General features: G+C 51.9%; 13 protein-coding genes, 1 tRNA gene and 1 pseudogene. 9 read left to right on the top strand and 6 right to left on the bottom strand.

Translation table 11 applies throughout. The annotated features are described in order from the left end of the window. Positions 1–60: 60 nt before the first annotated feature. From ATY02_RS08865 to ATY02_RS08855, 3 genes are all read right to left on the bottom strand, one after another. Positions 61–993 carry a 3-keto-5-aminohexanoate cleavage protein gene (locus ATY02_RS08865; protein ID WP_068586146.1) on the bottom strand — a complete coding sequence of 311 codons (933 nt, stop codon included), beginning with the start codon at positions 991–993 and terminating at the stop codon, positions 61–63. Positions 994–1,091: 98 nt separating this feature from the next. Next, a complete protein-coding gene (locus ATY02_RS08860) occupies positions 1,092–1,880 on the bottom strand; it encodes an SDR family oxidoreductase (protein WP_068586149.1) in 789 nt (262 codons plus the stop codon). Then, entirely contained in the window at positions 1,877–2,590 is a 714-nt protein-coding gene (locus ATY02_RS08855) for a GntR family transcriptional regulator (protein ID WP_068586154.1), read from the bottom strand. The genes ATY02_RS08860 and ATY02_RS08855 overlap by 4 nt, the downstream gene beginning before the upstream one ends. A 717-nt stretch (positions 2,591–3,307) precedes the next feature. On the opposite strand from ATY02_RS08855, the gene ATY02_RS08850 reads away from it, so the two are divergent. From ATY02_RS08850 to ATY02_RS08810, 9 genes are all read left to right on the top strand, one after another. Continuing rightward, entirely contained in the window at positions 3,308–4,333 is a 1,026-nt protein-coding gene (locus tag ATY02_RS08850) for a glycosyltransferase (RefSeq protein ID WP_068586157.1), read from the top strand. Between the two features lie 184 nt (positions 4,334–4,517). After that, a complete protein-coding gene (locus ATY02_RS08845; RefSeq protein WP_010466230.1) occupies positions 4,518–5,498 on the top strand; it encodes an IS5-like element IS1384 family transposase in 981 nt (326 codons plus the stop codon). A 121-nt stretch (positions 5,499–5,619) separates the two neighbouring features. Next, positions 5,620–6,678 (top strand): FAD-dependent oxidoreductase, encoded by a 1,059-nt coding sequence (locus tag ATY02_RS08840; RefSeq protein ID WP_228022311.1) that lies wholly within the window; start codon positions 5,620–5,622, stop codon positions 6,676–6,678. After that, the gene (locus ATY02_RS08835; protein WP_141698171.1) at positions 6,644–8,674 is read left to right on the top strand and encodes a hypothetical protein; all 2,031 of its coding nucleotides are present in this window, start codon (positions 6,644–6,646) and stop codon (positions 8,672–8,674) included. Before ATY02_RS08840 ends, ATY02_RS08835 begins: the two co-directional genes overlap by 35 nt. A 29-nt stretch (positions 8,675–8,703) precedes the next feature. Beyond that, positions 8,704–9,498, top strand: coding sequence for an NAD(P)-dependent oxidoreductase (locus ATY02_RS08830; RefSeq protein ID WP_068580016.1), 795 nt, complete (start codon positions 8,704–8,706; stop codon positions 9,496–9,498). Beyond that, complete coding sequence (locus ATY02_RS08825; protein WP_068580017.1) at positions 9,495–10,331, top strand: sugar phosphate isomerase/epimerase family protein; 837 nt, start codon at positions 9,495–9,497, stop codon at positions 10,329–10,331. Before ATY02_RS08830 ends, ATY02_RS08825 begins: the two co-directional genes overlap by 4 nt. A gap of 2 nt (positions 10,332–10,333) precedes the next feature. After that, entirely contained in the window at positions 10,334–10,690 is a 357-nt protein-coding gene (locus tag ATY02_RS08820; protein ID WP_068580019.1) for an EamA family transporter, read from the top strand. Then, positions 10,690–11,517 (top strand): glycosyltransferase family 2 protein, encoded by an 828-nt coding sequence (locus ATY02_RS08815; RefSeq protein WP_416220657.1) that lies wholly within the window; start codon positions 10,690–10,692, stop codon positions 11,515–11,517. Before ATY02_RS08820 ends, ATY02_RS08815 begins: the two co-directional genes overlap by 1 nt. A gap of 705 nt (positions 11,518–12,222) precedes the next feature. Continuing rightward, positions 12,223–12,933, top strand: coding sequence for a hypothetical protein (locus ATY02_RS08810; protein WP_141698172.1), 711 nt, complete (start codon positions 12,223–12,225; stop codon positions 12,931–12,933). A 294-nt stretch (positions 12,934–13,227) separates the two neighbouring features. On the opposite strand, the pseudogene ATY02_RS08805 reads toward ATY02_RS08810, so the two are convergent. From ATY02_RS08805 to purC, 3 genes and pseudogenes are all read right to left on the bottom strand, one after another. Beyond that, a pseudogene (locus ATY02_RS08805) lies at positions 13,228–13,845 on the bottom strand (IS3 family transposase); the annotation flags it as partial. 236 nt (positions 13,846–14,081) lie between these two features. Continuing rightward, a tRNA-Ser gene (locus ATY02_RS08800) sits at positions 14,082–14,171 on the bottom strand. Positions 14,172–14,255: 84 nt separating this feature from the next. Further along, positions 14,256–14,969, bottom strand: coding sequence for a phosphoribosylaminoimidazolesuccinocarboxamide synthase (gene purC, locus ATY02_RS08795; protein ID WP_011059799.1), 714 nt, complete (start codon positions 14,967–14,969; stop codon positions 14,256–14,258). Between the last annotated feature and the right edge of the window lie 18 nt (positions 14,970–14,987).

The following is a 14,987-nucleotide window of genomic DNA, read 5'->3' as shown; positions in this document are numbered from 1 at the left end:
AATTGTTATGCGGGATGGCCTGCGCCCGACGTTACGCGGTGCAGGCACTCAAGCGTCGACTCAGAACGCGACCTGGTCACGCCCCTTGAGCCCGAGCAGGGTCCGCGCCTCATCCGCAGTCGCCACGCGGCCACCCAGGGCCTCGATGACCGTGCGGATACGGCGCACCTGGTCGGCATTGCTGGCGGCCAGCTTGCCCGGGCCATCCCAGAGCGAGTCCTCCAGGCCCACCCGGACATGGCTGCCCATGGCCAGGCCCATGGTCCCCAGGGGGATCTGGTTGCGTCCGGCGCCGAGAATCGACCAGTGATAGGCATCGCCGAACAGGCGGTCGGCGGTCCGGCGCATATGGGCCAGGTCCTCGGGGTGGCCACCGATACCGCCACGCAAGCCGAACACCGACTGGATGAACAACGGCGTCTTGAGCAGCCCGCGCTCAAGGAAATGTGCCGCGGTATAGAGATGGCCGATGTCGTAGCACTCGATTTCGAAGCGGGTGCGATTCGCGGCGCAGGCCCCGAGGATGTGGGCAATATCTCTAAAGGTATTGCGGAAGATCCGATCGTCGCTCTCCGCCAAGTAGGGCTGCTCCCAGTCGTGCTTGAACTCGCTATAGCGACTGAGCATTTCGTACAGGCCGAAGTTCATCGAGCCCATGTTCAACGAAGCCAGTTCCGGCTTGAACTCCAAAACCGGCTGTAGCCGCTCCTCGACCCCCATGGTCGGCGCACCGCCCGTGGTGAGATTGATCACCACATCACTGGCCGCCTTGATCTGTGGCAGAAACTGGCGAAATAGCCTGGGGTCCTGGCTCGGCCGGCCATCCTCCGGGTCACGGGCATGCAGATGGACGATGGCGGCTCCGGCCTCGGCCGCGGCGATGGCCTCGCTCGCGATCTGCCCGGCAGTGATCGGCAGATAAGGGGACATGGAGGGGGTATGGATCGCACCGGTAACGGCGCAGGTGATGATGACAGGGGTTTTTCCAGGCATGACGGTGCTCCGACTTTTATTCTTGAAGAAAAAAATCCCAGGGTGTCGCTGATGGAATCCGCCGCCGAGTCCTTCGGCGGGGCTGGCCGCCGAGGCGGTTAGAGGTACTCGACGTTGCCGTCGACGCTGATCGCCTGCCCAGTGACATTGCGGGCCGCCGGCGAACAGAGGAACAAGGCCATGGCCGCCACGTCCTCGGCGCTGACCATGCGCTTGAGCGAGATCTTGTCCAGGTACTCCTGGCGCATCTGCTCCATGGGTACGCCGGTCTGTTCAGCCCGGGCCTGGATCACCGCCTCCATGCGCGGCCCTTCGACGATCCCCGGCAATAGCGCATTGACGCGGATATCGCTGGCCCCGAGTTCGGCGGCCAGGGACTTCATCAACCCGACGATCGCCCACTTGGTCGCCGCATACGGGGTGCGCCAGGCATAACCCAGGCGTCCGGCCACCGAGGCGATATGCAACAGATGAGCGTTCTGCGAGGCCTTGAGCAAAGGCACGGCATGGTGGGCGAAACGGTATTGCGCGGTGAGGTTGATATCGATGGTGCGTTGCCAGTCGGCATCGCTGACCGCATCGATGCCCGCGGTGGGCCCGGCGATACCGGCGTTGTTGACCAGTACATCCAGCCCGCCGAAGCGCTGGACCTGCAGTTGGAACAATGCCTCGATCTGCTGCGGGTCACCGACATCAGCCCGGCTGGCCAAGGCCTGGGGGTGGCGGTCGCGAAACGCCGCCAGGGCCGCCTCGCTGACATCGCATACATGGACCTCGGCCCCAGCTTCGAGATAGGCGCGGGCAAGCACTTCGCCGATACCCGCTGCACCGCCGGAAATCATTACCCGCAGGCCCGGATAAGGCTGCAAACGTTGCAGGATGCTCATGCCCGGCCTCCTTTGACCACCGCCTTGGATGTCTTGGCCAGCAAACGGCCCAGGGAGTCGGCGGCCTGCATGATGTCGTCGGTGACCGCCGCCCGGGCAGCAGGTGCATCAGCAGCCGCCAGGGCCGCGACGATCCGGTCGTGGGCCTCCATGGAACGTTGCAGGTGAGCCTTGTCGGGGGCCACCAGGGCGAAGCAAGGCCCCATGTGCAGCCAGAAGTTCTCCACCGCAGCCATGGTCAGTTCGGCCCGAGCCACGGCGTAGATACGCCGGTGGAAGGCGAAGTTGGTCCATAGGTAGCGGGAAACATCCACTTCGTCGGCGGCCTTGCGCATCTGCCGACAGAGTTCGGCGATTTCCTGCATGTCGCCCTGCTGCAAATGCTGCACTGCCTTCTCCGCCAGCAGCCCTTCCAGCGCCACCCTTGCATCACGAATCTCCCGCAGACGCTCTACGGTCATCATTCGTACCCGCAGGCGAGAGGTCTCGGTAACTTCAAAGGCGTTTTCCGCACTCAGGCGCTGCAACGCCTCTCGTACTGGCATCGGGCTGGACCCCAAGGCTTCGGCCAGGCCGCGGATGGTCAGCTTCTGGCCGGGCTGGAAACGGCCGCTCATCAAGGCCTCGCGAATTTGCCGGTATACCTGCTCTTGCAAGGTATCGCGCGAAACCTGACGCAGCGTAGGAAGAGGGATTGGACCTTCGGACATGGGGCGCACCTGTATTGTGATTCTTGTGCCCGACAATATGTGATCACAAATCAAATATGTCAAATTCCGATTCAGCTACTGAAGAGACCGCTGCAAAAAGTCCGAAAACGAAAAAGCCCTCGCGATCGATGATCACGGGGACTTTTGTTTTGACCAACGGCGCAGAGGTGGGAACCCACCCCTTTTAGCTTCCCAGTAGACCGCTGAAGGCCAGAAAAACGGCGTTTTGGTCGTTCTCTCAAGATGCCTTGTGGCCGAGAGCGCCTCTAAATTCCCCCCTGATTTTTCCCTCAAGCAGGGCTTGAGTGAGTTATCTCAATTGGACTCCAGTTGCAGCCGGTATCGTGTAGCCCGACATTGTACATAACGCCATTGATGTTGAATTTCATGCTTGCAGAGGACAAGATCAAGCGCAAAACGCTACTCATAGGGCGTAAACGCCTCCTATCCATTATGATGGGCTTTTTAAGAGCGGCGATGTGAAGCGAATCACCGCGTAGGCCCTTAGGGTGCCTTCGAAAATCGCCGCTCCAACCGATCCAGAAGATAAAAATGCCCACGCTCGAAATGCGGCCACTCTCAGCCTCTTCAAGGTAGGGTAAAGCAGGCTGGGTCTCCAAGCCCTGCGTCAAAGAGGGGCTAATTTTTAGCTCAAAATGGCTAGGATTTTTTGTTTAACAGGACATTGCTTTAGGCAATCCATTTAAGAGTACAAAAATGCCCACCTTTCCCTGTTTTTTATCTGCCGTGTTTGTGGTGCGAAATCAGTCAGCAAGTATTGAAAATATCCTGTCTGATGCCGCGGCTGTCATTGCGAACATCGTTAGTGATTATGAGTTGATCGTGGTGGATAACGCCTCGGATGACGACAGCATTTTAGTGTTGAAGCAGTTAACCGCTGAAAACGGGCTGGCCAATTTACAAATTTATGCCCTGACCAAAGAGGTAGATGCGGATACTGCCTCCTGGGTTGGATTGGAGAATGCGCTGGGTGATTTTGTTGTCGTTGTCGATCCGCTGGTCGATGACATTAGCTTTATTCCAAAGATGCTCGATCAAGCAGTCAGCGGTGCTGATGTGGTGTTTGCTAATAATGCGCAAAAGCCCGCGCAGAGCCTTGCTTATCGTGGGGCCAACGCCGTTTTTCATGGCCTCTACAATCGCTTCAATGGTGTTCATCTGGCCAAGGAAGCACCGCAATACCGTATTCTAAGTAAGCGGGTGATCAATTTCATACTGCAGCACCCTCAGCCAGCGATGACCTATAGGCACCTTCCCGCAACGGGTGGATTCGCGCGTGCTTACCTGAACTACAGCTCCGCACCACTGACATCTCGGCCCAAGCGATTGGGTGAAAGCATCGACCGTGGCATGCGCTTGCTGGTCTCGACCACGCGTGCACCTATGCGCTTGGTTACCTCTCTCTCTCTGTTTGGCGCCATTGCCAACTTGGTGTACTGCGTTTATGTACTCGCGGTTGGTATCTTAGAAACCAACGTTGCACCGGGCTGGATCAGCCTTTCGCTGCAACAGTCGGGCATGTTTTTTCTGATCTCGCTCGTTCTGTTGGTCTTAGGCGAATACATTCTGAACATGGCCAGCCTGTCGAATGAGGGGCCGCTTTATCATGTAGGCCAAGAGTTCACGAGTGCCCGTATGACCCGGCTTGAAAAACTGAACATCGAAGAGGTGTTATCAGATTCAGCCGCGGCGAAAACCCCGACCGTTGAACGTGTTTCCTGATGTCGCGCCTCGATTCAAGCCGAACCAGTCAGGATGCCGTAGTAATTGGGGGTGGGTTCTACGGTGCCGCCATCGCCGTGTATCTGGCCAAGCAACGCGGGCTCAAGCGCATCCTGCTAAGGAAACTCTGAAAAAGACTTTCTGATTTGGCAAAATACCGCGACCCCACCCACCGAGTTTCCCGATGAAGCAGATGACCTTCGCCGACGCCGAGTACGCTGGCAAGCGCAAGCAAACCCGCAAGGAGTTGTTCCTGATCGAGATGGATCGGGTGGTGCCGTGGAAGGGCTTGATTGCTTTGATCGAGCCACATTATCCGAAAGGTGAAGGTGGCCGTCCGGCCTACCCGTTGATGGCGATGCTGCGTGTGCATCTGCTGCAGAACTGGTTCGGCTACAGCGATCCAGCGATGGAGGAAGCGCTGTACGAAACCACGATCCTGCGCCAGTTTGCCGGGCTGAACCTGGAGCGCATCCCCGACGAAACCACCATTCTCAACTTCCGCCGCTTGCTGGAGAAACACGAGCTGGCGGCCGGCATCCTCGCTGTCATCAATGGCTATCTGGGCGACCGCGGCCTGTCGCTGCGCCAGGGCACCATCGTCGATGCAACGCTGATCAATGCGCCCAGTTCGACCAAGAACAAGGACGGCAAGCGCGACCCGGAAATGCACCAGACCAAGAAGGGAAACCAGTATTATTTTGGCATGAAGGCCCACATCGGCGCCGATGACGAATCGGGTCTGGTGCACAGCGTAGTGGGCACGGCGGCCAATGTGGCGGATGTCACCCAGGTGGACAAATTGCTGCATGGCGACGAAAACGTGGTCTGCGCCGATGCAGGCTACACCGGTGTCGAAAAGCGGCCCGAGCATGAAGGACGTGAAGTTATCTGGCAGGTGGCGGCACGCCGCAGCACCTACAAAAAACTCGATAAGCGCAGCGTGCTGTACAAAGCCAAGCGCAAGATTGAAAAGGCCAAGGCTCAGGTGCGCGCCAAGGTCGAGCATCCGTTCCGGGTAATCAAGCGCCAGTTCGGTTACACCAAGGTGCGCTTTCGCGGCTTGGCCAAAAACACGGCGCAACTGGTGACACTGTTCGCTCTGTCGAACCTGTGGATGGCGCGCCGACATTTACTGACGAATGCAGGAGAGGTGCGCCTGTAATGCGGGAAATGGCCACCGGAGTGGGGTCCGGGTGGCGAAAACGTAAGAAATACTCGTCGAATTGATTGTTTTTTGATCATTTGGCGAGTTTAAAAGTTGCGCTAGGTGGTATGCCGGGGAAATACATGGCTACTTCAGACCATCCCTAATTGAACGCGAACCAGCACTGTTGATGCGAGCCTCTTACAACAATCAGGCGCGAGTACATAACGGCTACCACTACCCACGCAGTTTTACGACCGCTTATCGAAGTCGGGTAAACCTACCGAAATTTGTACGGGATTGGCCGCTCGCGGTGAAGCAAGACTTCACCAAGCTCTACGCTATCGCCCGGCGAAACTCGAAAGTCACGGCCAAACAGTTCGAGCGCTTTTGTAGGGAAATTGGTGCGGATATCCAGCCAGCAGATCCCGTATTGCGGGGCTTGTTCGAACCCCGCCTGATCGAAGATGTGTACCTGGTCAAAGAATATGCGTTCAACACCAGTCAACTCGCACAGTGGGCAGAGCGCGAACTGAAAGAAAGCGGTGTGCAAGTCCACTACGACACACGAGTGACCTCGATTTCAAAAGGGGTACAGGCGCCGTTGCAGGTCGTAGCCAAGAAGAAGGATGGAAGCCAGGAATCAATCCCCTGTCGCTATGTATTCAACTGCACTTATAGCGGCCTCAATCAGTTCAAAGGTGATTTCCCCGGTGTCAGTACCGGCCTCAAGCAAGAAATTACGGAAATGGCCCTGATGCAAATGCCCCCATCACTCAATGGTTTGGGTATTACGGTGATGGACGGCCCGTTTTTCTCGATGATGCCTTTTCCTGCGCGAGAGCTGCACACCTTGTCCCATGTTCGCTATACACCGCACCTGCACTGGAATGACCTTCCAGAGATTGATCCTTATGAAAAACTGCGATGTTACGAACGCGACACTCGCGTAGATCGGATGGTCAGAGACGTAGGGCGATATATTCCTGAAGTATTGAAGGCCAAACACATCGACTCGTTATTCGAAGTTAAAACCGTTCTAATGAAGAACGAGGGTGATGACGGAAGGCCAATTCTTTTTGAAAAACACGCAGAGTTACCAGGTTGTTATTCGGTTCTTGGCGGTAAAATTGACAATATTTATGACGTCCTGGAGATTCTGGATGAATCTGTTCAAATCAAAAATACAAATATTTAGAATTTTTTGTTTTTCTGTTTTTTTATTCTTGGGTGTGAGTGTTTTCCAGTGCAACATCATTGGATCATCGGATAGTTACTTCTTTTCAACATTCGATAGGTACTCTCAGGCATTGGTGACCGGCAATATTGTTGCTGATAGTGCCGGATTGGATAGGGGGGGGTGGAACCTTGGATCGATATCGATAAATGGGGAGACTGAATACTCGGATTATAACTGGGAGTCTTATAATAGGGCTGTTGCGGCTGGCAATTTAAAGTCAATAGAGTTCACTCATTATCCGTCGCAGTACGGCATTCAAGGTGCAGCTTTTTTATGGATTACGAATTTTTTTGGCGTTAAAAACATATTGGGGCTGAATTTTGTTGGCGCTCTACTATTCTCCATCACTGTAACCGCGCTGAGTTATTTATACACAAAAGTTTATGACCTTAAGTTTGGAGCTGTCTTTTTCCTAGTGATGATTGGGTCCCCTTGGATCGTTGCAATGGCACGGAACATTTATTGGGTTCCGTTTCTGTGGTTCTTGCCTGCAGTTTTTTCGGCCATGCTTTATCTAAGCAAGCAGTGGCGGCATAAAGCTTTTTTTCTTTTTTGCGTGGCTTTTTCTATTTTCTTAAAGAGCCTTGCAGGTTATGAATACCTTTCGAATATTGTCATCTTTACTTGCGCTATTTTTGTAACAGCTCCATTTTTCAGGGATGAAAAAGTCGATTACTCATACAATATAAAAATGGCGTTCCTTGTTGGAATTGCTTGTATTTTTGGTTTTCTTTGTGCCTTTCTTATTCACGCAGGAATGCGAGGAGACTCGATCCTGCAGGGCATCTCAAACATTATTGATCAAGATGTAAAAAGAAGGACTTATGGAAGTGCATCGAATTTTGGCGAGGTGTACAGTCAATCGCTTAACTCATCCATCATAACTGTGTTTGATATGTATTGGTCTGGATGGAAGACGGATATTATAGCTTGGCTACCTAAGTCTTTTTTAAACTATAGCGTTACTTTTGTTTTCCTGGGACTTTGTTATTTTGGCATAAAGAAAAAAACTTTTGATGTAAAAATTGCCGCTCTGATTTTGTTTTATTTCGCAGCATCAGTATCTTGGTTTTTTTTGGCTAAGGCTCATTCTTTTATCCATACTCAGCTCAACTATGTTTTGTGGTATTTTGGGTTTATTCAGGCTTTAGCTTATGCTGTGCTTTGCATTGCGCTGATGTTGCTCGCTGATACTTACAATTTGTTCAGGCATGGTGGACGGCTGGAAAGAATCAGTGCAGTGGCTTTTTTTGGTTTGTTGGTCTTACTTTATTCTGTTAAGGCTGCAGAATCTGATAGAGAGCTTGATAGGGTGTTGGATGCTAAGCTGGAATCTTCGGTTGACTCGTTTGATATCGGCTCTGGATTTAAAGTTTTTTTCTCACAAGGTCACGAACTGATTTATCTCAAGAAAGATTGTAATTCATTTGACTTGGGTCCAAGATTTTTTCTTCATGCCTATCCCGAATCGCCCGAGGGTAAGGTTGATATGGCTTCGGGGTTTGGGAACTTTGATTTTGAGTGGGCATCTAAAAGTCAACCAAAAAGAATATTCTCAAAGTATCGTAATTCATGCGTTGCTTTTGTTGATCTGCCTGCCTTTAGCTTAAAAAAAATAAATACCGGGCAATTTACAGTATCGGACATGAAAATTATTTGGCAAGGCAGCGCAGATTTATCTGAAAAAAGTTACTTAAGAACGCTGACTCCTCTTGATTTTACTGATATCAACTGGAACAAAGGTGTTTCCAGGAGCCGTGCAGGTTTTTTTGTTGAGAATAGCTTTATAAATAGGCAGTCATTGAAAGTTGGTGGTGTCGTTACATTTTCGGGGTCTGGTACGAAAACAATAAAATCTATTGAGTATTCCGAACCGTATATCAATATTTATTTTGAAGGACATGATCTCAACCCTGATCTAGATGGGTATCCCAATCGATTTAATATTGATTGATACTTCCTGTTCTGTTTTGTGAGGTTTATATGAGCAGCGCAATAATTGGTTTTTCTGGTTATGTAGGGAGTACACTGCTAAAGCAGAAGTACTTTGAATCAAAATACCGTTCAACAAATATTTTCGAGATAGAGAATCAATCATTTGATACGGTAGTGTGTGCCGGTGCTCCAGCGCAGAAATGGATCGCCAACCGGGAGCCAGAAGCCGACCGACAAAAAATAGAGGAGCTGATCGCACACCTCAAAACCATCCAGTGCAAAACCTTTATTTTGATCAGTACTGTTGATGTCTTTAAGAACCCTACGGGTGTTGACGAGGACACTATTGTCGATGAGTCGGGACTGCACGCCTATGGTTTGCATCGTCGCCTACTGGAAACATTCATCGAAAAGCACTTCCCGAATCACCTGATTGTTCGCCTACCGGGCCTGGTAGGTCCAGGTCTTCGCAAGAACGTCATCTTCGACTTTCTGAATGACAATAACCTTCAAGCAATTGATAGCCGAGGGGTATTCCAGTTCTACCCGATGGTTAACCTTTGGTATGACATTCAAACAGCACTCAATGCCGGCTTGAAGTTGGTTCACTTTACGGCAGAGCCCGTTAGTGTCGAGAACATTTCCCAACAGGGTTTTGGTAAATCCTTCACCCATACCTTGGCAAACCCCGCTGCGACCTATGATCTGCGGACCAAACATGCCGAAGTATTTGGTGCATCGGGCGCCTATCAATACAGCACCCGCGAAACAATTCTAGCGGTCAGGGCTTACGCGCAGTCCGAACCACTGACGATTAAAGCCAGCGCGGGGATTGGCGCATGAGGCTGGCGATTTCCAATATTGCGTGGGACACCGACGAAGATGAAACGGTCGCTATGCTGCTTCAGCGGTTTGCGATTGATGCAATAGATATTGCTCCTGGCAAGTATTTTCCAGAACCAGCCAAAGCTACGAATAGGGAGATTAATCAAGTCAAAGACTGGTGGGCGGAACGCGGGATCGAGATCACCGGCATGCAAGCCCTATTGTTTGGTACCACAGGGCTAAATGTCTTTGGCTCAGCTGAAAGCCAGGCTGCGCTGCTAACGCATTTGGCAGCGATATGCCGTATCGGCTCTATCCTGGGGGCGACCCGGGTGGTTTTTGGCTCACCGAAGAATCGAGATCGCAGCGGTTTGAGTGATCTAGAGGCTCTGGACATCGCGATTCCTTTTTTCCGACAGCTAGGAGATATCGCTCAGGCTTGCGGGGTGACTATCTGTCTTGAGCCTAACCCAACCTGTTACGGCGCCAACTTTATGACCAGCAGCGCAGAAACCGCCGATGTAGTGAAACGCGTTGCACATCCAGCCATCCGAATGCAACTGGACACTGGCGCGCTCACTATTAACGGTGAAAATCCTCTGGTGGTCCTAAGCGACTGTGCCCCGCTGATTGGGCATGTACATGCCAGCGAACCTGACCTGTTGCCTTTGGGCGATGGTGGTACTGAGCATGGACAAATGGCTGCCGCCCTGACGCAGTACCTTCCTACGAATGTGGTCTCCATCGAGATGGTAGCTACCAAGGGAGAATCGCATGTAGTGTCGATTGAACGAGCCCTTCAGGTGGCGATACAACATTACCGCGTGACTGGCGTTGAGGTGGCTACATGAGTATGAAGTGGCTGATCCTCATTCTCGGCATTCTCTCCAATGCTTCCGCCAGTGTTCTGGTGAAGATGGCCATGATGCCACCCCGTAAGTTCCCCTCTCTCAGCGAGCCTATGGTGGCGTTGAGTAATTGGCCATTTTGGGTGGGGCTTGGGCTATATGGCGCAGCTTTTCTGCTTTATGCCGCTGCCTTGGCACGCCTCCCATTGAATGTGGCACACCCGGTTCTGACTGCCGGAGCAGTGGCGACTGTAGCCCTGTTTTCAGTCGTGATTTTTCGTGAATCCTTCCACTGGACTACAGGGGCAGGGATCGTATTGGTAATTGCTGGCGTAGGGCTGATTACAGCTCGCGTGGCCTGATGGTAAACATGATGACTTCTTCTAATATTGCTCCTGCTGCCAGCCAAACATGGCAAGTTCCTTCCTATGACACTCGACTCTGGCTTGGCCGTCAGCACTCTTGGTGCGTGGTGATTCCCGTCATCAATGAGGGGGAACGCATCAAAAGCCTGCTGACCAGAATGGCGGCACTCAAGATCGAAAATATTGCCGACATAATCATTGTCGATGGCGGTACCACAGATGGCTCGCTGGAGTTGCAAGCATTACAACAAGTCGGCGTGCGAGGATTACTGCTCAAAACGGCTCCCGGAAAACTCAGCGCCCAGCTCCGTTGCGCTTATGCCTTTGCTCTCGATCAAGGCTATGAAGGCATTGTGACCATTGACGGTAATGACAAGGATGACCCTGAGGCTATACCGCGCTTTATCGACGCGATGAAACAGGGCGTCGATTTTGTGCAGGCCTCCCGCTTCGTAGCGGGCGGTGTCGCCGAGAACACCCCTAAATCGCGAGACTTCGCTATTCGCTTTATCCATGCACCGATGCTTAGCCTTTTCTCCGGGTTCAAGTGGACGGACACCACTCAAGGCTTTCGTGCTTACAGCCGGAAAATGCTGCTAGACCCGAAAGTGTCACCATTTCGTGATGAGTTCATAGCTTACGAACTGTTGGCGTATCTTTCATATCGCGCTCCTAAACTTGGGTATAACTGCTTGGAACTCCCCACTGTTCGGCGATACCCCAAAGGTGAAGTACCTACAAAAATTAGCGCTTTCAAAGGAAATTTTGCTGTACTTAAAACTCTGTTTTTTGCTTGTCTTGGTTTTTACTCGCCAAAAAACTAAGCCTGCTTATTATGAGAAACTTGAAATGAGCCCAGACCCTTTTTGTGCATCGCGCCATAAATGGCTGGCGATTACTTTGCTTGCACTAATACTTAGTGCATCATTTATTTTATTCACTCCCGACACTGTCATGAGTGACACAATGACAAGATGGGCAACAGCTTTCAGCATTACAGGCAAGCTTAATATCGCCTGACCCATGCAGCAATGGCTTCAACCCACAATGACCATGTTCATGCTGCCAATTGGACTGTTTGACTTGCCCACAAGCGTTTTCACTGCAGTTCAGATTGGCTATCTGATATTAGCCTGCTCGTTGTGGATCACAGCGTTGTCCAGTAGAAACTCTTTCTAGGTAGCATTAATATTTTTGTTACCTCTGACATTTGTCTATACATCCTTCGTCGTACCGGATGTATGGACATTTGCATCGATCATTATGGTTGTAGGTGCAATCTTTGCTATAGAGCAAGGCAGCAGATGGGCGCCAATTACTTTATTTTTTCTCCTGCATTATTTTGTTTGGCTTTCGCCAAAACTCCCTTGTACTCATCCCAATAGTATTGGCATTAATATTTACGGGAAAAACGATTCCACGCAAAATCAAATGCTTGCTTATAGCATTGATCATGTTTCAATCGGACTTATTTCTGCATCCCCAAGCTGGCTAGGCTTCAGCGAACGAACAAGCTCAGCAGCACCTGCATGGGAACTGATGGGATGCTACGTTTAGCTGAAGAATCGAAAATCGCGATTGAGCCGTCTCTAACTCTAGAAGGGATCACTGACACAAATATTGCTATAGAACGACATTCATTTTCTACTATTGAAACTCTACTCTGGGGAGAAAATGCAATCCTGCCCCCAGGAATCATATTAGTAAACTCTGATGAACTAAAGGCTCGATGGATGAGCATGATACTCCATCACCCCCTCGTATACGCCAATATGAAAATTAGAGTTTATGAGTGTATGATCGGTTTGTGCGAAGGCTATATTCAAACGCAAGTGTTTGCTGCCGAGCCCTGGCCTACCCTAAACAACCTTGTTTCGACTTACAGTCAAGCGACAGGGGTTGGTGGTACGATTTTGAACCTAAGCAACTGGATGGGTGATGCGTTAAAAGCAATCACAAAACCATTCTTCTGGCTGCCCATCACACTACTTGTACTTCTACTTAACTGGAAATCCTACGGACGTTATGATCGCTGGCTGATTGCGCTGACTGTTTCCTACATGGGATCATTCTTCATACTCAATCAAGCAGCATCATTCAGATATATATTCCCTGCATATGTCATCTTCACGGCTTATCAAGTTAGATTTATCGGATGGTTACTGAAAATCAAATTCCGTAAAACCACTACAGAAATATCATGCGAAAAAAATAATTTCCAGACAAACAGGACAAGCTAATAATTACTGCTCGATTAAAATTTCACACTGGGTGTCAACTCTTAAAAAACATAATTTCGAGCAGCCACTCTCAGCTCTCGAATAGGAAGTTGACACCATGACCAGCGGTCTGCCAGTAAGGCGGAGCCCATGAAGTGGAAAGTTTGAGCGAGATAGTAGTGCTCTGCACATTCAAGCAGGAGAGGTTTTCGATCAAGGTACCGAGCTGACCAAGAGGTTTTCCTCGCCACATAGCAGGCTAGCGCCTAAGCGATGGTCGCTAGCCCCTGCCGGCGAAGGTGCTGCCTGTAGTGGTCAACTAATCCCGGACACTGCGGGCGCCAGCCCACTGTTGAATTGATGTGGCCGTTGCCAGTTGTACCTCTGCATCAAGAACCGACCGATATCCTGCTGGGCCAGCGATGCGCTCATGTAGCCCACGCTCGGTATCCATTCTGTTTTCAGACGGTGAAACAACCGCTCCATTGGTGCGTTGTGGTAGCAGTTTCCACGCCGACTCATACTTTGTGTGAAGCGATAACGCCATAGCCGCTGGCGAAAGCTTCGGCTGCCGTACTGGCTTGCTTGGTCGCGGTGAAATAGCGCATTCTGGGGGCGGCCACGCTGTTCATACGCCACCTCCAAAGCCTTGATCACCCGGTCGGCATTGGGCCTCGGTGAAAATGCCCAACCCACTACGCGGCGGGCGAACAGATCGATCACAGCCGCCACATAGTGCCAGTGGCCTTGAGCCCAGATATAGGGGATGTCACCGCACCAGACCTTATTCAGCCTCTCTATAGTGAACTCCCGACCCAGTACATTCGGGATATCTGGCCGTTCCACTGTTGCCTTTTTATAGGCATGTGAGCCCGGCTGCTTGCTGACCAGTTTCATCTCGCTCATCAGCTTGCGTACCTTGAGGTGACTGATCACCACGCGGTTAAGACAAACAATCGCCGTCGACTTGCCTTCCCTGAATCGGCAGAGCGATAGGCAGCCATGTCGCTAGAGCGGTGATGACCAGGCCCTTGGTGGCAGTTTGAGTCCGCGCACCCGTAGTAGGCCATGGCGGGGATGATAGCGGGGGCTTGGGCGGAACATCACCCTCTCCCAATTCCCCAAATGAAAAAAGCCCCGAGGGCTATAAGCGCTCGGGGCTTTCAATATGGCGGAGAGATAGGGATTCGAACCCTAGGTACCCGCGAAGGTACAACGGATTTCGAATCCGTCCCATTCGGCCACTCTGGCATCTCTCCAACGGCGCGCATCATAACAGCACCTTTGCCGGAAGCGAAGCCCCTTTAGCAATTTTTTTCCGTGCTATCAGATGCTTGCGTCGATTACAGCGGTACGCCGAGGCGCTGGGCCACTTCTTCGTAGGCTTCGATCACGTCACCGAGGCCCTGGCGGAAGCGGTCCTTGTCCATCTTCTTCTTGGTGTCCTTGTCCCACAGGCGGCAACCGTCCGGGCTGAACTCGTCACCCAGGACGATGGAACCGTCGCTGAACACGCCAAACTCCAGCTTGAAGTCCACCAGCAGCAGCCCGGCGTCGTCGAACAGCTTGCTCAGGACTTCATTGACCTTGAGCGACAGCTCTTTCATGCGGGCCAGTTGCTCGGCAGTGCCCCAACCGAATGCCACTACGTGGGATTCGTTGATGAACGGGTCGCCCTTGGCGTCGTCCTTGAGGAACAGCTCGAAGGTGTAGGGGTTGAGCTTCATGCCCTCTTCCACACCCAGGCGCTTGACCAGGCTGCCGGCGGCGTAGTTACGCACGACGCATTCGACCGGGATCATGTCCAGCTTCTTCACCAGGCACTCGTTGTCGCCCAGCAGCTTGTCGAATTGGGTCGGCACGCCCGCGGCTTCGAGCTTCTGCATGATGAAGGCGTTGAACTTGTTGTTCACCATCCCCTTGCGATCCAACTGCTCGATGCGCTTGCCATCGAACGCCGAAGTGTCGTTGCGAAACAGCAGGATCAGGCGGTCGGCGTCATCGGTCTTGTAAACCGATTTGGCTTTGCCACGGTAGAGTTCTTCACGTTTTTCCATGATGGGCTCCGCTTGCTA

The sequence above is a fragment of the Pseudomonas sp. BIOMIG1BAC genome (genome assembly GCF_001705995.2).
GTDB lineage: Bacteria > Pseudomonadota > Gammaproteobacteria > Pseudomonadales > Pseudomonadaceae > Aquipseudomonas > Aquipseudomonas sessilinigenes.
The sequence above is the reverse complement of the archived record's forward strand: the minus strand, read 5'-3'. Positions and strand labels throughout refer to the sequence as shown.